This window comes from Actinomadura sp. ATCC 39365 (genome assembly GCF_054392275.1).
In genome coordinates, this window is sequence record NZ_CP184335.1 from 4,152,033 (window position 1) to 4,173,076 (window position 21,044).

Consider the following 21,044-nt stretch of genomic DNA (forward strand, 5'->3'; position numbering starts at 1 on the left):
CGGTTCGGTCCAAAGGATAGAAGAAATCCACAAGGGGTCCGGTAATCGCCCGGCATGTGGGACACCGGTTCAAAGACGTTCTAAAGAAGCGCTTCCCGTCCGGCGATCGCCGGAGTGGAATGGAGGACATCGGGGCAGGCACAACTCCGCGAAGGAGGGAGCAGCCGTGGCGACTGTTCGGGACACCTCGATCGAGCAGGTCAGGCGCCGCCGTACCGGGACCGTCATCGCCTCCTGGCTCTCGACGACCGACCACAAGGTCATCGGGTACCTCTACCTGATCACCTCCTTCGGCTTCTTCCTCGTCGCGGGCGTCATGGCCATGCTGATCAGGGCCGAGCTGGCGCAGCCCGGCATGCAGGTGCTCAGCCAGCAGCAGTACAACCAGCTGTTCACCATCCACGGCACGGTGATGCTGCTGCTGTTCGCCACGCCGCTGTTCGCCGGGTTCGCCAACGTGGTCATGCCGCTGCAGATCGGCGCGCCCGACGTGGCCTTCCCCCGGCTGAACGCGGTGGCGTACTGGCTGTTCCTGTTCGGCGGGCTCATGGTGCTGGCGGGCTTCCTCACCCCGGGCGGGGCCGCCGACTTCGGCTGGTTCGCCTACACGCCGCTGTCGTCGGCCATCCACTCGCCGCAGGTCGGCGGCGACCTGTGGATCATGGGCCTGGTGATGTCCGGCCTCGGCACGATCCTCGGCGCGGTCAACTTCATCTCCACGATCATCGGCATGCGCGCCCCGGGCATGACCATGTTCCGCCTGCCGCTGTTCACCTGGAACGTGCTGCTGACCAGCATGCTCGTGCTGATGGCCTTCCCCGTGCTGGCCGCCGCGCTGCTGGTGCTGGAGTCGGACCGCAAGCTCGGCACGCACGTCTTCGACGGCGCGAACGGCGGGCCGCTGCTGTGGCAGCACCTGTTCTGGTTCTTCGGCCATCCCGAGGTCTACATCATCGCGCTGCCGTTCTTCGGGATCATCACCGAGGTGATCCCGGTGTTCAGCCGCAAGCCCATCTTCGGCTACATGAGCCTGATCGGGGCCACCATCGCCATCGCCGGGCTGTCGATGACCGTGTGGGCGCACCACATGTTCGCGACCGGGCAGGTGCTGCTGCCGTTCTTCTCGTTCATGACGTTCCTGATCGCGGTGCCGACCGGGGTGAAGTTCTTCAACTGGATCGGCACGATGTGGCGCGGCCATCTGTCGTTCGAGACGCCGATGTTGTTCGCCGTCGGGTTCCTGGTCACGTTCCTGCTCGGCGGGCTGACCGGCGTCATCCTGGCCTCGCCGCCGCTGGACTTCCAGATCAGCGACACCTACTTCGTCGTCGCCCACTTCCATTACGTGGTCTTCGGCACGGTCGTGTTCGCCATGTTCTCCGGCTTCTACTTCTGGTGGCCGAAGATGACCGGCAAGATGCTGGACGACCGGCTCGGCAAGGTGCACTTCTGGACGTTGTTCGCCGGCTTCCACACCACGTTCCTCGTCCAGCACTGGCTCGGCCAGCTCGGCATGCCGCGCCGGTACGCCGACTACAGCCCGGCCGACGGCTTCACCGCGCTCAACGAGATCTCCTCGGCCGGGGCGTTCCTGCTCGGCGCCTCGACGCTGCCGTTCCTCTACAACGTGTACAGGACGGCCAGGCACGCGCCCAGGGTCACGCTCGACGACCCCTGGGGCTACGGCAACTCGCTGGAGTGGGCGACCTCCTGCCCGCCGCCGCGGCACAACTTCACCAGCATGCCGCCGATCCGCTCCGAGCGGCCCGCGTTCGACCTGCACTACCCGCACGAGGACGCGACGCCCGCGGTGGAGCCGGACACCGGCCCCGAGCAGCAGCCGCCGCCGGTGCTCGCCGCCGACTGACCTTCCGGGAGATCCGGCGTTTCAAGATCGCGTTGTTCGGTTTATGCGAGGCCATTGCGGGCGATGCCGCCGCAGCAATTCTGTTGGTCAAAATGTCGTAGTTTGATCACATTTCAACAACGTACTTTACGACCCGTTTATCCACCCTCTAGCGTCCGGCATTGCACACCCTATGGCCATGCGCCCGGCGACCCCGGGCAGAGAGGGTACCTGGTGCCAAGCTCAAAGCGCCTGTTAGTCGTGTTCCCGGCGGTCGCCCTTCTCGGCGCCGCGCTGACCGTCCCGGCGGCCCAGGCCACGTCAGTGGCCAGCTACCAGCCCTCGGCGGCGGACTACTACATCAACTACGCTCCCCCGCGGGTCGAGAAGGAGCCGCAGGAACCCGGCCTGAACAAGGGCAAGGCCCGTTCGCTCTCACCGGCGGAGAAGTTCGACAGGAAGTTCGTCAGCGGGAACCCCGCCGCGGCCCGCGTCCTCGCCGCCCGCGAGAACCAGGCGATCAGGACCGGCCGCAACCCGGCTGAATGGATCTTCAAGAACTCCAAGCAGGTCAAGACCGCCAAGCTCCTCACCGTCCTGGTCGAGTTCAACGAGCAGGCGAACGACGACTTCTCCGGCTTCAACCGGCTGCGCACCACCGACAGCCCGCCGGACGACTGCGTGGTCGAGCCGCCGGGCACGCTCAAGAACGGCCCGCTGCACAACAACATCCCCGACCCGGCGACGCTGCCGCAGAAGGACAACAACTCCTTCTGGCTCAAGGACTTCAGCACCGACCACTTCAACAAGATGCTCTACAGCGACAAGGGCATCACCGAGCGCGTGCGCAAGGACCTCAAGGACCCGCGCGACGGCAAGCCCGGCATCGACATCTCCGGCTTCACGATGAAGAAGATGTACGAGGAGCTGTCCAAGGGCGCCTACTCCGTCACCGGCTCGGCCGTCGGCTGGATCAAGGCCCCCCACTCCGAGGCGTACTACGGCGCCGCGGCCTGCGGCGGGCAGCCGCAGGACATGTCGGGTCACCCCAGCAACCCGACCGGCGCGGGCCAGCTCGCCATCGACACGGTCAACGCCCTGGCCGCGGCCCAGCCGAACTTCCCGTGGGCGGACTACGACCTGGAGGACGTGGCCGACTCCGACGGCGACGGCAACTTCAACGAGCCCGACGGCGTCATCGACCACCTGGTGATGGTGCACGCCGGCAAGGACAAGTCCTCCGACGGCGGCGCCGAGGGCACCTACGCCATCTGGGCGCACTCCAGCGCGGTCGCGGGCGGCTACAAGATCCCCGGCAGCGACAAGAAGATCTCCAACTACATCGTGCAGCCCGAGGACTCCGGCGTCGGCGTCTTCGCCCACGAGTACGGCCACGACCTGGGCCTGCCCGACCTGTACGACACCAGCGGCCAGGCCAGCTCCGCGGTGGACTTCTGGGACCTGATGTCCAGCGGCTCCCACTCCGGCCCCATCTTCCAGTCCATGCCCACGCACATGGGCCTGTGGGACAAGTGGGTGCTCGGCTGGGCCAACCCGAAGACGTTCAACCCGGGTGACGCCAGCAGGCTCGTCACGGTCGGGCAGTCCTCGCGCACGCCCAAGCTCACCGAGGACGGCGTCCGGGTGAACCTGGCCTCCACGCCGCTGAAGATGATCGACCCGCACAGCGGCACCAAGGCCTGGTGGTCCAACCTGGACCAGGACTGGGCCAACCAGACCCTGACCCGCGACGTCCCGGTGCCCGCGGGCTCCGACGTGCGGTTCTGGATGTGGAACAACTACGAGATCGAGCAGGACTGGGACTTCGGCTTCGTGGAGGTCTCGACCGACGGCGGCCAGACCTGGACCCAGCTCAAGGTCTACGACGAGGCCGGCACCGAGGTCACCACCCCCGACGGCTACCCCGACCCGAACAAGAACCTCAAGACGTTCGGCAACAAGAAGTACGGGCTCACCGGTGACACCGGCGGCCAGTGGCGGCACGACTACGTCAACCTGACGCCGTACGCCGGGCAGTCGATCAAGCTGCGCCTGACCTACAACACCGACGCCGCCTTCGAGCCGCGCGGCTGGCACGCCGACGACTTCTCGCTCACCAACGGCGGCACCGCCGTCTGGAGCGACGACGTCGAGAACGGCGACAACGGCTGGAAGGCCACCGGCGGCACTTTCACCAACACCAGCGGCCAGGGCTGGACCGTCAACAACGGCTCGCGCGAGATCTCCCGCTTCTACCTCGCCGAGTGGCGCAACTTCGACGGCTTCGACAAGGGCCTGCAGTACGCCTACGACACCAACTACTCCCGCGACGGGGCGTGGAAGGTCGAGAAGGTCAAGTACAACGCGCCCGGCCTGCTGGTCTGGTACCGCGACTCGACCTTCACCAACAACTCGGTGGTCAACAACCTGACCCTGCCGCCGAGCATCGGCTCCAAGGGCAGCCTGCTGGTCGTGGACTCGCACTACGACCCGCTGCGCCGCACCGGCACCGCCGCCGAGAAGGACCCGACCAGGCACAAGAACCTGGAAGGCCGTACGCAGTCCTCGAACGCGGCGTTCTCCTTCAACAAGACCTACCCGCTGAAGGAGTGCCTGGAGGCGCCGGACGAGCCGTTCAGCGAGTACTGCACCAACGTCCCCGCGCTCAAGGGCGTGCCGAACTTCACCGACGCGAAGACCTGGGTTCCGGGCTTCGAGCTGCAGAACGGCTCGCTCTACTACCGTGACTTCGACGCCTCCACGGTGGTGCCGAGCAAGGGCGACCAGCCGTACAGCACCCGCGTGGTGCACCTGGACGGCACCCCCGCCACCGAGCTGTACGGGACCGACCTCGGCGACGGCCACGTCGCCGGCTCGGGCAACCCCGGCGACGAGGGCAAGGCGCTGGGCGTGCAGTTCAAGCTGATCAGCCCGCTGCCGGGCAACCTGGGCGCCATCGTCCAGGTCGTCCCGCCGAAGAAGTAGCGTGAGGAGGGCCGCCGGGTCTCCGGCGGCCCTCGATCCAGCACTGAGCGGCGGATACAGCGCCTACGATTGATGACCATGAGCGAACTGCGCACCAAGATCGAGCACACTGAGGCGATCCGGCGGGATCGCCGGGTGGCGGTGGTGGTGAACACTCGCTCACGCCGCGGCCGCCACCACTACTTCGAGGTCATCGAGCAGCTGCACAACCTGGGGTTCGAGCCGCTGGCCGAGCTGTCGGTCTACAACCCCAAGCGGCTGCGCGACCTGCTCGACACCGCCCTCGCCACCAACCCCGACCTGCTGATCGTGGGCGGCGGCGACGGCACCCTCTCCTCGGCCGTGCGCCACGTCGCCCACCGCGACGTGGCGCTCGGCGTGTTGCCGCTCGGCACCACCAACAACTTCGCCAGGAGCCTCGGCCTGCCGCTCGACCTGGCCGGCGCCATCCGGGTGTTCTCCACCGGCAAGGTCGCCGACATCGACCTCGGCATGGCCGGCGACCGGCCCTTCGCCAATTTGGCCAGCTTCGGCGTCTCGGTCGAGGTGGCCGGCCGGGTCAAGCCGTGGCTCAAGCGCATCGTGGGCCGTCCGGCCTACCCGATGACCGCGCTGACCGTCCTGCCGGGCCACCGGCCCTTCCGGGCCTACATCACCGTCGAGGGCCAGCGCCACGAGCTGCTCACCCACCAGCTCAACATCGCCAACGGCCGCTTCCACGGCGGCTGGCAGGTGGCCAAGGACATCAGCATCGACAACGGCATGCTGGTGGCCTACCAGCTCGGCTCGGGCAAGAAGCTGCGCCTGCTCGGCGAGACGCTGCTGCGGGCGACCACCGGCCGCTGGCGCAGCCTGGCGGGCGGCCCGTTCGTGGTCGGCCGGGAGATGTTGCTGGAGACCGACCCGCCGATGGCCGCCGACGTCGACGGCGAGGTGCGCCTGCGCACCCCGATCACGCTGCGCGTGGTGCCCAACGGCGTACGCGTGATGGTCCCCGACTCCTTCGAGGACAACTGACCTCAGCCCCCGCCCAGCGCCCGGTAGGCGGGGGCGAGCGCGTCCGCCAGGCCGGCGGGCGGCGGGAAGACCCGCGGCAGCAGGTCGGGGGCGGCCGCGGCGGGGCGGCGTTCCGGGCGGTGCGCGGTGGCGCCGGGGGCGTAGAAGTCGGCCAGCCGGTCGGCGAACGGCACGTCGGCCACCTCCAGCGGATCGGGCGCGGGCGGGTCGTCGGCCAGCGAGCCGAGCAGCTGCTCGCGGGTGCGCCCGCGCCAGGCCAGCACCAGGAACGGGTCGTCGTCGAACGACTCGGCCAGCAGGTAGAGCACGGCCGACAGGTGCTTGCACGGGAACCCCCAGTCGGGGCACGAGCACTCCATGTCGAGGTCACGCGGGAACAGGTCGACGCCATGGGCGGCGAACAGCTCCTCGATCTCGGCCGGCATCTCCCCGGCCAGCAGCCTGGCCCGGTGGACGGCCTGCGCCGCGACGGCCTCCTCCAGCCGCGCCCACACGTCCTCGCCGTGGACGCCGATCCTGACCACGACGTCGTACGGCGCCGGCCGCGACCCCTGCACGGACGCCCGGACCAGCCCCGCCGACAGGTCGATCGAGAGCACCTGGCCCTTGCGGGCGTAGGCGCGGCCGCGGGACAGGCGGCCCTTGTCGCAGACGCGTTCCAGGATGTCGACGAAGCGCCTGGACCACCAGGCCGAGCCGATGCTGCCGCGCCGCGACCGGGCCCGCAGGCCGCCCTCGACCTCGATGGGGCCGCCGCCGTCGTACCAGTCGGGCATGGTCAGGACCCTCCCGTGAGGCGGAACACCTCGCGCAGCTCGTCGGTGGACAGGTCGGTCAGCCACTCCTCGCCGGCGCCGACCACCCGCTCGGCCAGCGCCTTCTTGCGCTCGATCATCTGGTCGACGCGCTCTTCGAGGGTGCCCGCGCAGATCAGCTTGCGCACCTGGACGTTCCTGCGCTGGCCGATGCGGAAGGCCCGGTCGGTGGCCTGGTCCTCCACGGCCGGGTTCCACCAGCGGTCGACGTGGATCACGTGGCTCGCCGCCGTCAGGTTGAGCCCGACGCCGGCCGCCTTGAGCGACAGCAGGAACAACATCGGCTCCTGGTCGTGCTGGAAACGCTCGACCAGACGGTCGCGGGTCTTCTTCGGCAGGCCGCCGTGCAGCCACAGGACCGGGCGGCCGAGCCGCTGGGCCAGGTAGGGCTGGAGCATCGTCCCGAACTCGGCGTACTGCGTGAACAGCAGCGCCTTCTCGCCCTCGGCCAGGACCTCCTCGGCCAGTTGCTCCAGCCGGGCCAGCTTGCCCGACCGGCCGGCCAGGCGGGAGCCGTCCTTGAGCAGGTGGGCCGGGTGGTTGCAGACCTGCTTGAGCCTGGCCATGGCCGACAGCACCAGGCCGCGCCGCTCGACGCCCTCGCTGTCGTCGATCCGGGCCAGCATGTCGTCCACGACGGCCTGGTAGAGCGTGGCCTGCTCGGGGGTGAGCGGGCACCACTCCTTGATCTCGATCTTCTCCGGCAGGTCGGAGATGACGGACCGGTCGGTCTTGAGGCGGCGCAGGATGAACGGGCCCGTCGCCCGCTTCAGCGCATCGGCGGCCAGCTCGTCCTGGCGGGCCTCGATGGGCTCCTGGAACCGGGTGCGGAAGCGGGCCCGCGGCCCGAGCAGGCCGGGATTGGCGAACTCCATGATCGACCAGAGCTCGGCGAGGTGGTTCTCGACCGGCGTGCCGGTCAGGGCCAGCCGGGTGCCGGTGGGGATCGACCGGACGGCGCGGGCCTGGAGGGTGCCGCTGTTCTTGATCGCCTGGGCCTCGTCGCACACCACCCGGCGCCACTCCTGCTCCCGCAGGGTCTCCAGGTCGCGGTGGGCGGTGCCGTACGTGGTGATCACCAGGTCGGCCTCCGCGATGCGGGCGGCGTCCCGGCCGGAACCGTGGTGGACGTACACGCGCAGCCCCGGGGCGAACCTGGCCGCCTCCCGCTGCCAGTTGCCCACCAGCGACATCGGGCAGACCAGCAGCGTCGGCGCGGCGGCCCGCTCGTGGACGAGCAGCGCCAGCGTCGTGACCGTCTTGCCCAGGCCCATGTCGTCGGCGAGCACCCCGCCGAGGCCCAGCTCCGACAGGAAGCTCAGCCACGCCAGGCCGCGCTCCTGGTAGGGCCGCAGCACGGCGTCCAGGCCCGGCGGGGTGGCGAGCGGGGTGAGCCGCCGCTCGGCCTGGCCCGACAGCAGGTCGCCGAGCACGCCGTCGGCGTCGACCGCGAGCAACGGCAGCTCGTCGTCGCCCTGGATCACGTGGCGCAGCAGGTCGGCCGCCGCCGCCTCGCCCGCGCGCACCCCCTCCACCGCCCGCAGCGCCGCCTTGAGCTGCCGGTCGTCCAGCTCCACCCACTGGCCGCGGACCCGGACCAGCGGCACCTTGAGCCTGGCCAGCTCGGCCAGCTCCGCCTCGCTGATCGTCTCCTCGCCCACCGCCAGGTCGACGCGGAAGTCGACCAGCTCACGCAGCCCGAAGCCCTGGCTGACGGCCGCCGTCTGCGGCTTGGTCCTGGTGGTGAGCTTGAGCCCGAGCCGCGTACGGCCCGCCCAGCGCGGCAGCTGCACCCCGAACCCGGCCGCCTGGAGCAGCGGCGCGGCCTGGCGCAGGAAGCCGAACGCACCCGCCGTGTCGAGGGCCAGCTCGCTCGGCTCCGGCACGCGCAGGGCCCGGTCCAGCTCCGGGTAGAGCCGCACGGCCCGGCCGAGCCCGGCCAGCAGCTCGCGTTCCGGCCGGCCGGGCAGGCCCTTCTCGCCGCTCCAGACGCGGGCGGCCGGGACGTACAGGCTGGGGTCGTCGGCGGCCTGCAACGCCAGCTCGACCCGCCAGTCGTCGCCGGCGGCCGGTTCGAGCAGGCGGAAGCAGACGCGGGTGGCGCCCTCGGCCGCCGTGACGGCCGCCCGCCAGCGGTCCAGCTCCTCGCGCAGCCCGGGGTCGTCGGGGCAGGCCGGGTCGCCGGTCAGCGCGGCCAGCCACCGTTCCCGCGGCGTCGTGGGGGCGGTGGCAGAGGGGGCGGCCAGGGGAGTGGTGACGGCCTGCCGGACGAGCGCGTCGGTGAACGCCTCCAGCGCCTGGAGCTGCACCCCGGCGGCCGGGCGCTCGGCGGCCCAGGTGCGGCAGGCGGGCGGCATGGCCAGGGCCAGGTCGCGGAAGTAGGCGGCGTCGGCCCCGGTCAGCACGGGCCGCCACAGGGCCAGCGCGGCGCCCTCGGGATCGGGCGCGGGCACGAGCTGGGGGACGACCCGGCCGCGGCCGGCCAGGTCGCGGGCGAGTGCGGCGACGGCGGCCCAGTGGCGGACGGTGGCGGTGGCGTCGCCCGGATGGCCGTCCAGCGCACGAAGGGCCTCGGCGGGCGGCAGCACGACCGCGGGCACCCGCCACGGCAGCAGCCGCGGCCTGGCCACCTCCGTCAGCAGCCCCGTCTCCGGCGAGGGCAGCGGCCCCTTGGCCGACCCCGGCAGCAGCAGCTCCAGCACCCTGGACGGCGGCCCGCCCACCCCGAGCCCCGGCGCGCCGGCCAGCTCGGCCGGGGAGGCGGCGAACGGATGGGGCCGCGCGCCCGGCCCACGGGACACGGCGGCGGCCCGCCCGGGAACCTCGCCCCAGAAGGCGAGCCCGTCACCCGCCCACACCCCGTGTACCAGCACCCCGGCAGGTTACCGTCGGGCTGGAGCGACCGGTCCGCGAGTCTTCTGCGGGCCGGGCCGCAAGTCGTACCATCGAAGTATGAACACTCCCGGATCGTGGTGTGAGCGGCCTGAGCCGCAGGCTCCCTCGTGCGAGCTCCCCTCACCGTGGAGCAAGCCGAAGCAGCCTGACAGCTGGTGCGAGGCGCCCAAGTCGCCGGTGGCGTCCGTCCTCCGGTTCCTGCTGAAGGCCGCCAAGAGGTAATAACAGGCGGTCAGCTGGGTAGTCGCCTTGCTCAGCGGAGGAGGCGACGTCGTGAACGATACCCACAAGCTGGTCAGTGATCTCTCCGACCAGGTCTCCAGGCTCGTCAAGGACGAGCTGCGCCTGGCCAGGCTGGAGCTCGCGGAGAAGGGCAGGCGGGCGGGGTTCGGCGCGGGGCTGTTCGGCGCGGCCGGGATGGCCGCGTTCTTCGGCGGTGCCGCGCTGGTGACCGCCGTCGTCCTGCTCCTCGCTCTGGTCATGCCCGGGTGGGCGGCCGCCGCGATCGTGGGGGCGGTCCTGCTCATCGCCGCCGCCCTGCTCGGCCTGACCGGAAAGAACCAGGTGAAACAGGCCGCGCCGCCGGTCCCCGAGGAGACCATCGCGAGCGTCAAGGCCGATATCGACATGGTCAAGGAGAGGGCACGCCGATGAGCGAGACGGACCCCGGATACAGCGAGCAGCACGCCGGTGACGTGGGCGCCCGCAGGGCGACCGTCGGCACGCCGACCGAACGCGAGTCGATCAACGTGCCTCCGACGAGACCGGGGGCTGCGGAGAACGCCAGACGGGCCGAGCTGGCCCGGCAGGAACACGAGACCTTCATCCCCGAGACCCCCGTGCCCGACGACCGGACCGAGGCGGTGGAGAGCCGCGCGGTCGAGGAGGAGTCGTTGGCCGGAGGCCGCGGCGAGGACGACGAGGAAGAGGAAGAGGACGACGTGCGAAAAAGCATCAAGGAAACCAGGAACGAACTGGGCGACACGGTCAGCGCCCTGGCCCACAAGGCCGACCTCAAGGGCCGGGCCACCGAGGCGGCGGGCACGGCCAAGGGCAAGGTCGCCGAGATGACCGGCGTGGCCAAGGGCAAGGCCGCCGAGGTGACCGGCACGGCCAAGGGCATGGCCGGCGAGGTCGCGGGCAAGGTCCGCGAGGCCACGCCCCACCAGGTCAAGGACGCCGCCACCGGGGCACGCAAGCGTCCCGTGCTGCTGCTGGCCGCTGCGGCGGCGGTGACGGCCCTCGTCGTCCGGCGCCTCAGGAAGCGCAACAGGGCGAAGTAGGCGTGCGTTCCCCCGAAAGACCTGCGGAACTGCCGCGCAGGGCCTGGTGGAGCGTGCTCAAACGCACCGTCGTCGAGTTCCGCAACGACGGCGTCCAGGACCTCGCGGCAGCGCTCACGTACTACGCCGTCCTGTCCATCTTCCCGGCGCTGATCGTGCTGGTGTCGGTGTTCGGCCTGCTCGGCAGGCGCGACACCGCCACCCTGGTCGGCAACCTCGTGGTGCTGGCGCCCGACGAGGTGCGCTCCCTGATCGTCACGGGCGTGCGGTCGGTCCAGGAGAACGCGGCCTCGGCCGGCCTGGTCGCGATCGTCGGCCTGCTGGTCGCGCTCTGGTCGGCGTCGGGCTACATCGGCGCGTTCATCCGGGCCGGCAACACCATCTACGACATCGACGAGGGGCGTCCGTTCTGGAAGGTGACCCCGCTCCGGATCGGGCTCACCGTGCTGGCCACCGTGCTGCTGGCGCTCGGCGCGATCTCCGTCGCGCTGACCGGCGACCTGGCCAGGAGCGTCGGCAAGGCGCTCGGCCTGGGCAGCGCGCTGGTGACCGCCTGGGACATCCTGAAATGGCCGGTGCTCGCGCTCGTCGCGACCGGGCTGATCATGGTGCTCTACTGGGCCGCGCCGAACGTGCGCCAGCCCGGCGTGCGCTGGATCACCCCCGGCGGGCTGCTCGCCGTGGCGCTCTGGGTCGTGGTCTCCGGCGGCTTCGCCCTGTACGTGGCCCACTTCGGGTCCTACGGCAAGACCTACGGCACGCTGGCCGGCGTCGTGGTGTTCCTGATCTGGCTGTGGTTGTCGAACATGGCCCTGCTGCTGGGCGCCGAGCTGGACGCCGAGCTGATCAGGGAACGCCAGATCGCCGAGGGCGAGCCCGTCGGGCAGGAGCCGTACGTGGAGCCCCGGGATCCGCCGAAGGAGGATAGCCTTCCCGAGTGAAGCGTGGAAAGGCCGTCGTCGCCGCACTCGCCCTGGTGGCCTCGGGCCTGGTGGCCGGTTGCGGCGGCGGCTCGGCGGTCAGCGACTTCGGCACCGTCGTCAAGGGTGCCAAGGGCACGACCGTGCGCGCCGAGCTGCGTCCCGGGCAGCGGTTCTCGCTGGCCGTCCCGGACAACCCGTCGGTGGGCGACAGCTGGCGGCTGGCGGCGGTGCCCGACGCCAGGGTGGCCTCCTACATCAGCGAGGAGCGGAAGAGCGCGGGCCAGGGCCCCGGCAGCGGCGGCACGGCCTATTTCGTCTTCAACACCAAGAGTCCGGGCACCGCCGAGATCACGCTGCGCGACTGCTGGCGGTGCGGCCGGAGCTCGACGCCGCCCGACGAGGAGAGCAGGCGGCAGTCGGGCGAGGCCATCTTCGAGATCACCGTCCGCTGAGCACGGCGCGGCACAACACGTCGAGGGTGGTCGCGGTGATCATCTCAGCCTCGGCGTCGGCGCCGGCGTCGGCGCACGCGGCCAGGCGGCGCCGGCCCTCGCCCAGGATGCTCCACCCCAGGTGGGCCACCAGGTCGGGATGCGGCTCCCCGGCCTCGGCGAGCAGGCCGCGCAGCGGCTCGATCATCGTCTCGTGCAGCTGGTCGAGCCGGTGGCGGCACTCGGCGGGCAGGTCGACCGCGGCGACCGCGCGCAGCAGCGCGTGGTCGGGGCTGGTCACGAACGCCAGCGACACGGCGCCGAAGGCGCGCACCCGCTCCTCCAGGTCGCCGTCGCGGGTGGCCGTGACCAGCCGGTCGGCCCAGCGGGGGATCGCGTCCTCCACGAGCTGGGCCAGGATGTCGGCGGTGGCGGAGAAGTAGCGGTAGACGCTGGAGCGGGCCAGCCCGACCCGCGCGCCCACGGCCGCGGGGGTGAGCCCGGCCGGACCCTCGGCCGCCAGGATCTCCATGGCGGCCGCCAGCAGGGCCGCGTGCTGGCTGGCCCGATGGTCGGCCACCGTGGCCGCGCTGATCCTCGGCACCGGACTCACTCCTCCTCGCGTCGTCTCCTCCCAGTATCGGGCAGCAGGAACGTCGCCCCGACGCCGCCGAACAGCACGATGCCGGTCACGATCGTGACCCGGCGGGTCGCGTCGGCGCCCGCCGCGACCGCGGCGGCGTGGTCGGCGGGTTCCCTGATCGCCGCGATGGCCGTGCCGGCGCTCTCGCGTACGGCCTGCCCGAGGGCGGGCTTGCCGGGCAGGCGTTCGGCCATCGCCGCGTCCAGGCCGGTGACCAGGACGGCGCCCAGCACCGCGATGCCGACGGCGGCGCCGAGCTGGCGGATCGTGCTCTGGAGCCCGGAGGCCACGCCGGAGCGGCGGGCGGGCACGTCGGCGAGCATCACGTTCGGGAGCTGGGCCGAGGCGAAGCCGACGCCGACGCCGTACAGGACGAGCCAGGGCACCAGCGTCCACGGGCCGAGCGAGGGGGAGACGGCCAGGCCGATCGCGATCGCGCCCACGGCCTCCAGGACGAGCCCCAGCCGCACGATGAGCCTGGGCGCCAGGCCGAGCCGCGGGACGACGCCGCCCGCCAGGAACGTGCCCCCGGCCAGCGAGGCGATGATCAGCCCGGTGGCGAACGCGGTGAACCCCATGGCCGCCTGGAGGAACAGCGGCAGCACCAGGATGAGGCCGAACTCGCCGAGACTGATGATCATCGCGGCGGCGCCGCCGTACCGGAAGGAGGGGATGGCGAACAGCGACAGGTCCAGCACGACCGGGCGGCCCGACCGGGCCCGTGAGCGCTCGACCAGCAGCAGCGCGGCCAGCGCGAGCGCCGCGAGCCCGAAGGCGAACGGGATCGGCGAGACGCCGCCGAGCGGCCAGTCCCACCCGAACAGCGTGGCCTCGCCGGTCGGCGTGAACCAGCCGTAGCGCTGGCCCTCGATCAGGCCGAACACCAGCGCGGCCGGGCCGACCACCGACAGCAGCACTCCGGGGACGTCCGAGCCGCCCGCCGCCGGGTCCTTCGACTCGGGCACCCTGACCGTGCCGAGCAGCACGAGCAGGCCGATCGGCAGGTTCACCCAGAACGCCCAGCGCCAGCCGAAGTCGGTCACCACCCAGCCGCCCAGCAGCGGGCCGAGCGCGGCCATGCCGCCGATGATCGAGCCCCAGACGGCGAAGGCGATCGTCCGGCGCGAGCCCGTGTAGAGGGAGTTGATGATCGCCAGCGTCATCGGGACGACCATGGACGCCCCGACCCCCTGGACGACGCGGGCGGCGATGAGCAGCGCGCCGCTCGGCGCGGCGGCGGCCAGCATGCTCGCGGCCAGGAACACCACCAGGCCGACGGCGAACATCCGGCGCCTGCCGTGCACGTCGCCGGTCCGGCCGAGGGGGATGAGCAGGGCGGCGAAGGCCAGGGAGTAGATGGAGTTCACCCATTCGACGTCCGTGGCCGACAACCCCAGATCGCCCATGATCGCGGGGACGGCGACGTTCACGATCGTCGCGTCGATGATGATCATCGACATCCCGACGCCGAGCACGATCAGCGGGAGCCAGCTCTGCCGGGTCCGCTCATTTAGCGACACCATGTCCCTAAAGATAGCAACATGCTGTCTCGAAACAAGGGGTAAGCTCCGGATCATGGACTTCATCCGGGTGCGTGCCTCGGCCGACGGCGCCGAGACGATCTCCTACTGGACCGGCGACGTCTACGGCTGGCAGGACGACGACGGCCCCCGTCACCTGTTCGGCTTCGAGGGGCTGAACGTGGCGCGGGCGCGCCCGGCCGACGGCGGCTGGGAGCTGCTGACCAGGGAGGCGGCGCTCTACCTCGACCCGAGGACCAGGGAGCCGGTCGACGTGTGGGACAACCCGCTCACCGGGCGGTCCGTCGAGGTGCAGCACGTCTTCAACGACCCGGTCAACCAGCGGCTCGGGGCCTATCCGGTGCCGGTGACGCGGTTGGGGGAGCAGGTCGTCTTCAACGCCGACATCCGCCTTTCCTACCCTTCGCCACTACCTGTCGCGAAATATCCGGAAAACTCGGCTCGGGACACGTATCGGGCCCTGGAGCTGTTCCAGTTCTTCGCCTCGGCCGCCGACGTCGAGTCCGGCATGCCCGACGTGCCGGCGGTCTTCTCCTGGTGCCGGGTCTCGCCCTGGCTGCCCTGGATGGCCATGGGGCAACGGCCGGGCGGGCTGGTCTACCACTGCAGGGGCGCCAAGGTCGCCGACGTCCCCGGACGGCTGCGCGAGCGCGTCGGCGAGCACTTCCTGCACGCCCCCGCCGAGTGGACCGCGCCCAACATGACGAGCTGGACGGCCTTCGCCGATAAGGTCGGGCGGTGAGCACCGACCTGTTCTGCGAGATCATCGCCGGCGCGCGTCCCGCCCACGTGGTGAGCGCCGACGAGGTGGCCGTCTCCTTCCTGGACACCCGCCCGGTCTTCAAGGGGCACGTGCTCGTCGTGCCCCGGCTCCACGTCGAGACGCTGGCCGACCTCGCCGACGTCGGGCCGTTCTTCTCCCGGGTCCAGGCCATGGCCAGGGCCGTGGAGGAGGGGCTGGAAGCGGCCGGCACGTTCGTGGCGATGAACAACCGGGTCAGCCAGAGCGTGCCCCACCTCCACGTGCACGTCGTGCCGCGCAACCGTAAGGACGGCCTGCGCGGCTTCTTCTGGCCGCGCACCACCTACGAGTCCGCGCAGGAGGCCGAGACCTACGCGGCGGCCGTCGCCAAGGCGCTGGCGGCCGGGTGAGGGTGGCCGGCGGGACGGGCGGCGGCGGGCGCTAGGCTCGGGGCGCGTGGAGTACCTGGTCGGCGTCGCCGTCGTGGCCGTGCTGGTGGGCGTGCCCGCGATCGTGCTCTGGCGCGTCATGCGGGGCCGCCGCGAGCTGGGCACCAGCCCGGCCGAGCGGGCCACGTTCGAGACTTTGCACACCGCCTCCATGGCCGGGCCGCCGCTGCGGGCCGGGCTGACCCCCGAGGGCGCCGAGCGCGCCTCCCGCCACCTGCGCGCGCTGCTCGGCTCGGCCGCGCTCGCGATCACCGACCGCGAGCGCCTGCTCGTCTACGACGGCGCCGGCGACCACCACGCCGCCCAGGCGTTCGAGCACGCCGCCGCCACCTTGCGGGACGGCCGCACCCAGGTGCTCACCATCGACTGCGAGCTGCTCGAATGCCCGATCCGGCACGCCGTCGTCGTCCCGCTCACCACCGACGACCGCCTGGTCGGCGCGCTGGCCGCCTACGGGCAGAACGCCTCGGCCGGCCTGGTCAGGGCGGCGCAGGAGGTGGCCGGCTGGGTGAACTCGCAGCTCGAGCTGGCCGAGCTCGACCGCTCGCGCACGCTGCTCATGGAGGCCGAGGTCCGGGCCCTGCGCGCGCAGATCTCGCCGCACTTCATCTACAACTCGCTCACCACGATCGCCTCCTTCGTCCGTACGGACCCCGAACGCGCCCGTGAGCTGCTGCTGGAGTTCGCCGACTTCACCCGCTACTCCTTCCGGCGGCACGGCGAGTTCACCACGCTGGCCGAGGAGCTGCACTCGATCGAGCGCTACCTCACCCTCGAACACGCCAGATTCGGCGACCAGCTGCAGGTCACCCTGCGCATCGCCCCCGAGGTGCTGCCGGTGGCGGTGCCGTTCCTGTGCCTGCAGCCGCTGGTCGAGAACGCCGTCCGGCACGGCCTGGAGAGCCGCAACGGCGTCGGCCGCATCACGATCATCGCCGAGGACGCCGGCGCCGAGTGCCGCATCAGCGTCGAGGACGACGGCCTCGGCATGGATCCCGATCGGCTGCGCCGCATCCTGGCCGGCGAGATCGCCCCCACCGGCGGCGTCGGCCTGGCCAACGTCGACGAACGGCTCCGCCAGGTCTACGGCGACGAGTACGGCCTGGTCGTCGAGACCGGCACGGGCGCGGGCACCAAGGTCAACGTGCGCCTGCCGAAGTACCACCCCGGCGTCTCGGCCCGCTGACCTCCTCCAGCCCGCCCTCATACCTGCCCCCACCTGTGACCCCGCCGTGACGGCCTTGACGTTTGGTGCCGGTTTCATCACTGTCTAATGCATTCGAGGTGTGAGGAGTGACGTGTGACCGGGCTGCGCGTCCTGGCGGTGGACGACGAGCTACCCGCGCTGGAGGACCTGTCCTACCTGCTCCGCGCCGACGCCCGCATCGGCGAGGTGGTGACGGCGCGCGACGGGGCGGCCGCGCTGCGCCTGCTGGACCGCGGCATCGCCGAGGGCCGCCCGATCGACGCCGTCTTCCTCGACATCCGCATGCGCGGGCTGGACGGCGTCGTGCTCGGACGGCTGCTGTCGCAGTTCGCCAACCCGCCACGGGTCGTGTTCGTCACCGCGTACGAGGAGCACGCGGTGGACGCCTTCGAGATCAAGGCCGAGGACTACCTGCTCAAACCGGTACGTCCCGAACGGCTCGCCGAGGCCATCAGGCGCGTGGCGGTCTCGTCCGACGTGCCCGCCGAGACCGGCGAGAGCGACACCATCCCCGTCGAGCTGGGCGGCGTGACCCGGTTCGTCTCCAGCGCCGACGTCGTCTACGTGGAGGCCCAGGGCGACTACGCCCGGCTGCACACCGCCAACGGCAGCCACCTCGTCCGCATCCCGCTCGCCACGCTGGAGGAACGCTGGGCCCCGGCCGGGTTCGTCCGGGTGCACCGCAGCCATCTGGTCGCCGTCAAGCACATCGAGGAGCTGCACATCGACTCGGGCCGGTGCAGCGTGCGGGTCGGCGACACCGAGCTCCCGGTGAGCCGGCGGCACACCCGCGAGCTGCGCGACCTGCTGGTCCGCCGCGCCAGGAAGGGCAGGACGGAATGACCCCCGATCCCCGGCCGGGGCGTCCGGCGGGGTCGCCGCGCACCGACGCCGCCGCCCGCCGCATGGACGCCTTCCGCCGCTCCGAGACGCCGCGCCGGGTCAGCGTGACCAGCCCGCGCACCGCCGCCGCCCGCCGCCCCCGCTACCCGGCCACCAGGGAGATCGACGAGCAGACCCGCCTCGGCGAGGTCTACATGCGCTCGCTCCTGCGCACCCAGTTCCGGCTCGCCCTGTTCGTCTGCACCGTGCTGGCCTGCGTGGTCGGCGGCCTGCCGCTGCTGTTCCTGCTCATCCCCGAACTGCGCGAGGTGGACGTCCTCGGCGTCTCCCTGCCGTGGGCGGTGCTGGCCGGGCTCATCTACCCCGCCTTCGTCATCGGCGCCTGGCTGTACGTCCGCCAGGCCGAGCGCAACGAACGCCACTTCGCCGAGCTGGTGGAACGCCGGTGACCGGCGCGAAGGGCCCCTCGTGAGCCTCACCGCGGTGGTCGTCGTGATGGCGGCGGCCGTGCTCATCGGCGCGTACGGCATCAGGTTCTCCCGCACCACCTCCGACTTCTACGTCGCCTCCCGGACCGTCAGCCCCCTGTGGAACGCCTCCGCCATCGGCGGCGAGTACCTGTCGGCGGCCTCCTTCCTCGGCGTCGCCGGGCTCATCCTGTCCTACGGCGTGGACATGTTGTGGCTGCCCGTCGGATGGACCGGCGGCTACCTGGTGCTGCTGGTGCTGGTGTCGGCGCCGCTGCGGCGCTCGGGCGCGTACACGCTGCCCGACTTCGCCGAGGCCAGGCTGGAGTCGATGACCGTACGCAGGACCGCCAGCGTGCTCGTCGTCCTGATCGGATGGCTGTACCTGATGCCGCAGTTCCAGAGCGCCGGGCTGGTGCTGCGCACGATCACCGGGGCGCCGGTGTGGGCGGGCGGGCTGCTGGTCGCCGGCGTGGTGGCGGTGAACGTGCTGTCCGGCGGCATGCGGTCGATCACGTTCGTACAGGCCTTCCAGTACTGGCTCAAGCTGACCGCGCTGGCCGTGCCGCTGGTGTTCCTGCTGCTGGCCTGGAAGGGCGACGGCGCGCCCGCCCTCAGCGTCCAGGACGCCACCACCTGGCAGATGCCGCTGGCCGGGGCCAAGGAGTACGGGCTCTACTCGACGTACTCGCTGATCCTGGCCACGTTCCTCGGCACGATGGGCCTGCCGCACGTGCTCGTGCGCTTCTACACCAACCCCGACGGCCGGGCCGCCCGCCGTACGACGCTGGTCGTGCTGACCCTGCTCGGCGCGTTCTACCTGCTGCCCGCCCTGTACGGCTGGCTCGGCCGCCTCTACGCCCCCGACCTCGTGCGTACCGACGCGGTCGTGCTCACCCTGCCCAGCCGCATGATCGGCGGCACGCTCGGCGACCTGCTGACCGCCCTCGTGACTGCCGGGGCGTTCGCGGCCTTCCTGTCCACCTCCTCGGGGCTGACCGTGTCCGTCGCCGGGGTTATCGCGCAGGACCTGCTGAAGGGCGGCGTGCGCTCGTTCCGGATCGCCACCCTCATGGCCGTCGCCGTGCCGCTGGCGCTGGCGCTGTGGGCGCGGGCGCTGCCGGTCGCGGACGTGGTGGGGCTGGCGTTCGCGGTGGCCGCCTCGTCGTTCTGCCCGCTGCTGGTGCTGGGCATCTGGTGGCGGCGGCTCACCACGACCGGGGCGCTGGCGGGGCTGTTCGTGGGGGGCGGGCTGGCGTGCTCGGCCGTGCTCGCCACGATCACCGGGGGGCCGTACGAGGGGCTCACGGGGGCACTGCTGGCCCAGCCGGCGGCCTGGACGGTGCCGATCGCGTTCACCGTGATGGTGTCGGTGTCGTTCCTGACCCCGCACCGCGTACCGCCCGGCGTGGCCCGCACGATGGTCCGCCTCCACACCCCGGAAAACCTCGACCTCGACCGCGGCGACTGGCACCCCCGCTCCCCATGACCTCCCGGGCCTGTAGGCCCGCGCTCGGCCCGCCGTCCCGTCTGTCGGCTCCGTCCGTCGTCTGCGGTCGACGGACGCTCGCGTGGGAGCGTGTCGGTGGGGGCTGCTCGCCCTCCCGGCTTGCTCAGGTGTCGAGATCTTCCGGCTCACGACCAGCCTGCGGCGACGCCTCCCAAGCGCTCCGACGCCACCCCGTTTCCGCTGGCGGCCTCGTTCCGCGCCACACCACCGGCCTCCGCCCCGGCTCCGGCGCCCCTTCCCCTCCCGGGGCCGCCTCCAGCGCCCCCCCTCGGTGCGGGCACTGCCTCCGGCCCCGGCTGTGCCTGTGGTCCCGGCACCCCTCACCCTCCCCGCGCCACCCACGGCCCCCGCTCTGTCTCCGGCCTCCTCGCTGTGTGCGGCCCCTGCGGCCCTTGATGCGGCTGGGCTTGTGCGGTCGCTCGCGGTTCTGAGCTCATGGTCGCTTCGCGTGGGGCGCGGGATGCCGCCCTGATCGTGGGGCTGGGGTGGTGGGTCCAGGCCGGGGCGGTACAGGCCGGCGGCTCGTGGGGACGTGCTTCGGCCGGGCCAGGGCCGACCCGTCCCTTCCGGCGGGACGTCCGGCCGGGCCGAACCCTCTGGCTCGGTGTCGGGCGGGGCCGGGGTTCGGCCCGGACGTGGCTGGGCGGTCCCCTGGGGCGGGACGTGCGGACGGGTCCACTCCTGTGGCCTGCTGCCGGCCTGGGGCGCGGGACGGCCGGGCTGCCGCTGCGCCGACGCGTGCGGCGCGTGGGCGGGCTGGGCCGGCGCCTGTGGCCGAGGGCCGGGTTGGGACGGTATCCGGTGCGCGAGGCCGGGGTGGGACGGCTCCTGCGGCGGAGGGTCCAGGCCAGGGCGCGGGCCGACGCCGGTGTGCGGGCTCCTGGAACGGCCGGGCCCCGGGTCCTGGCCGGCGGGCCGGGCCGAGCCGGAACGACGGTCCGCAGGCGACGGCATGACGTCCCGTGCCTGGCGGGAAAGCTCGTGCGGTGTGGGGCTCGCGGTGGGCGGCTCGTCAGGGAGGGTTCCCTCGTCGGGGGCGAAGTACGGTCTGGTCGGGGGCGTCGGGTGGGAGGCGTCGCTGTGCCGGGCGGCCTGTTCGGTCATGGGTCTGGCGGCCGTCCCGGCGTGGGCCTCGACGTCGAGCACCTCGTGTCCCGGGACGGTGTGCGGGGCCTCCTCGCCCGGGGCCGCGTGGTGGATGGTTCGTCCGGTGGCCGCTCCCAGGTCGCCCGCGTGCTTCCGCTCCGGTCGCCAGGAGGGGGCACCGCCCCTCGGCCATCCCCGCCGCACCTCGCCGCCCTCCATCGGCCGACCTCCCCACGCCCCGCCTGCCCGCGCCGCCGAGGGCGTCCCCGAGGCGCCGGGGGTGGAGGGGGTGTCCGTGGTGGTGGGGAAGGCGTGGCGGGGTGGGGGAGTGGCGGTGGTCGGGGTGAGGTGGTCCAGGAGG

General features: G+C 72.1%; 17 protein-coding genes. 13 read left to right on the forward strand and 4 right to left on the reverse strand.

Features of this window, described 5'->3' with window-relative positions; all coding sequences use genetic code 11:
* Nucleotides 1–166 precede the first annotated feature (166 nt).
* The 3 genes from ctaD (at nt 167) to ACNF49_RS20575 (ending at nt 5,848) form a co-directional block, all read left to right on the forward strand.
* Nucleotides 167–1,867, forward strand: coding sequence for an aa3-type cytochrome oxidase subunit I (gene ctaD, locus ACNF49_RS20565; protein WP_482944705.1), 1,701 nt, complete (start codon nt 167–169; stop codon nt 1,865–1,867).
* Nucleotides 1,868–2,080: 213 nt separating this feature from the next.
* A complete protein-coding gene (locus tag ACNF49_RS20570; RefSeq protein WP_482944706.1) occupies nt 2,081–4,831 on the forward strand; it encodes an immune inhibitor A domain-containing protein in 2,751 nt (916 codons plus the stop codon).
* Between the two features lie 78 nt (nt 4,832–4,909).
* Nucleotides 4,910–5,848 (forward strand): diacylglycerol/lipid kinase family protein, encoded by a 939-nt coding sequence (locus ACNF49_RS20575; protein ID WP_357964546.1) that lies wholly within the window; start codon nt 4,910–4,912, stop codon nt 5,846–5,848.
* Nucleotides 5,849–5,850: 2 nt separating this feature from the next.
* Here ACNF49_RS20575 and ACNF49_RS20580 read toward each other — a convergent pair whose 3' ends face one another.
* Together ACNF49_RS20580 and ACNF49_RS20585 are read right to left on the reverse strand one after the other, a co-directional pair.
* Nucleotides 5,851–6,624 (reverse strand): SWIM zinc finger family protein, encoded by a 774-nt coding sequence (locus ACNF49_RS20580; protein WP_482944707.1) that lies wholly within the window; start codon nt 6,622–6,624, stop codon nt 5,851–5,853.
* Nucleotides 6,625–6,626: 2 nt separating this feature from the next.
* A complete protein-coding gene (locus ACNF49_RS20585; RefSeq protein WP_482944708.1) occupies nt 6,627–9,536 on the reverse strand; it encodes a DEAD/DEAH box helicase in 2,910 nt (969 codons plus the stop codon).
* Nucleotides 9,537–9,831: 295 nt separating this feature from the next.
* Between ACNF49_RS20585 and ACNF49_RS20590 the strand changes: the two genes are divergently transcribed.
* The 4 genes from ACNF49_RS20590 to ACNF49_RS20605 are packed head-to-tail and all read left to right on the forward strand — an operon-like array spanning nt 9,832 to nt 12,216.
* Nucleotides 9,832–10,212, forward strand: coding sequence for a phage holin family protein (locus tag ACNF49_RS20590; protein ID WP_357964540.1), 381 nt, complete (start codon nt 9,832–9,834; stop codon nt 10,210–10,212).
* Nucleotides 10,209–10,841 carry a DUF3618 domain-containing protein gene (locus tag ACNF49_RS20595; RefSeq protein ID WP_482944709.1) on the forward strand — a complete coding sequence of 211 codons (633 nt, stop codon included), beginning with the start codon at nt 10,209–10,211 and terminating at the stop codon, nt 10,839–10,841. The genes ACNF49_RS20590 and ACNF49_RS20595 overlap by 4 nt, the downstream gene beginning before the upstream one ends.
* Nucleotides 10,842–10,843: 2 nt before the next feature.
* Nucleotides 10,844–11,782 carry a YihY/virulence factor BrkB family protein gene (locus ACNF49_RS20600; protein ID WP_357964536.1) on the forward strand — a complete coding sequence of 313 codons (939 nt, stop codon included), beginning with the start codon at nt 10,844–10,846 and terminating at the stop codon, nt 11,780–11,782.
* A complete protein-coding gene (locus tag ACNF49_RS20605; protein ID WP_357964534.1) occupies nt 11,779–12,216 on the forward strand; it encodes a protease inhibitor I42 family protein in 438 nt (145 codons plus the stop codon). Before ACNF49_RS20600 ends, ACNF49_RS20605 begins: the two co-directional genes overlap by 4 nt.
* Here the strand turns inward: ACNF49_RS20605 and ACNF49_RS20610 are convergent.
* Both ACNF49_RS20610 and ACNF49_RS20615 read right to left on the reverse strand, forming a co-directional pair.
* The gene (locus tag ACNF49_RS20610) at nt 12,203–12,799 is read right to left on the reverse strand and encodes a TetR/AcrR family transcriptional regulator (RefSeq protein WP_357964532.1); all 597 of its coding nucleotides are present in this window, start codon (nt 12,797–12,799) and stop codon (nt 12,203–12,205) included. The two genes, ACNF49_RS20605 and ACNF49_RS20610, sit on opposite strands and share 14 nt — an antisense overlap.
* 5 nt (nt 12,800–12,804) lie before the next feature.
* On the reverse strand, nt 12,805–14,361 hold the full coding sequence (locus ACNF49_RS20615) for an MFS transporter (RefSeq protein WP_482944710.1): 1,557 nt from the start codon (nt 14,359–14,361) through the stop codon (nt 12,805–12,807).
* A gap of 52 nt (nt 14,362–14,413) precedes the next feature.
* Here ACNF49_RS20615 and ACNF49_RS20620 point away from each other — a divergent pair, with 52 nt between their 5' ends.
* The 6 genes from ACNF49_RS20620 (at nt 14,414) to ACNF49_RS20645 (ending at nt 19,576) form a co-directional block, all read left to right on the forward strand.
* Entirely contained in the window at nt 14,414–15,121 is a 708-nt protein-coding gene (locus ACNF49_RS20620) for a DUF1838 family protein (RefSeq protein WP_482944711.1), read from the forward strand.
* Complete coding sequence (locus ACNF49_RS20625) at nt 15,118–15,531, forward strand: HIT family protein (RefSeq protein ID WP_482944712.1); 414 nt, start codon at nt 15,118–15,120, stop codon at nt 15,529–15,531. The genes ACNF49_RS20620 and ACNF49_RS20625 overlap by 4 nt, the downstream gene beginning before the upstream one ends.
* Before the next feature lie 46 nt (nt 15,532–15,577).
* Nucleotides 15,578–16,756, forward strand: a complete 1,179-nt coding sequence (locus tag ACNF49_RS20630; RefSeq protein WP_352356966.1) for a sensor histidine kinase — start codon at nt 15,578–15,580, stop codon at nt 16,754–16,756.
* 114 nt (nt 16,757–16,870) lie between these two features.
* A complete protein-coding gene (locus ACNF49_RS20635) occupies nt 16,871–17,620 on the forward strand; it encodes a LytR/AlgR family response regulator transcription factor (RefSeq protein ID WP_357964524.1) in 750 nt (249 codons plus the stop codon).
* Nucleotides 17,617–18,069, forward strand: coding sequence for a hypothetical protein (locus ACNF49_RS20640; protein ID WP_357964522.1), 453 nt, complete (start codon nt 17,617–17,619; stop codon nt 18,067–18,069). The genes ACNF49_RS20635 and ACNF49_RS20640 overlap by 4 nt, the downstream gene beginning before the upstream one ends.
* A gap of 19 nt (nt 18,070–18,088) precedes the next feature.
* Nucleotides 18,089–19,576, forward strand: a complete 1,488-nt coding sequence (locus tag ACNF49_RS20645; protein WP_357964520.1) for a sodium/solute symporter — start codon at nt 18,089–18,091, stop codon at nt 19,574–19,576.
* The last annotated feature ends 1,468 nt before the right edge of the window (nt 19,577–21,044 follow it).

Coding starts and splice junctions, on each gene's coding strand:
- ACNF49_RS20575 (WP_357964546.1), top strand. CDS start 4,910: ATGAGCGAACTGCGCACCAAGATCGAGCACACTGAGGCGATCCGGCGG.
- ACNF49_RS20580 (WP_482944707.1), bottom strand. CDS start 6,624: ATGCCCGACTGGTACGACGGCGGCGGCCCCATCGAGGTCGAGGGCGGC.
- ACNF49_RS20595 (WP_482944709.1), top strand. CDS start 10,209: ATGAGCGAGACGGACCCCGGATACAGCGAGCAGCACGCCGGTGACGTG.
- ACNF49_RS20615 (WP_482944710.1), bottom strand. CDS start 14,361: ATGGTGTCGCTAAATGAGCGGACCCGGCAGAGCTGGCTCCCGCTGATC.
- ACNF49_RS20620 (WP_482944711.1), top strand. CDS start 14,414: ATGGACTTCATCCGGGTGCGTGCCTCGGCCGACGGCGCCGAGACGATC.
- ACNF49_RS20640 (WP_357964522.1), top strand. CDS start 17,617: ATGACCCCCGATCCCCGGCCGGGGCGTCCGGCGGGGTCGCCGCGCACC.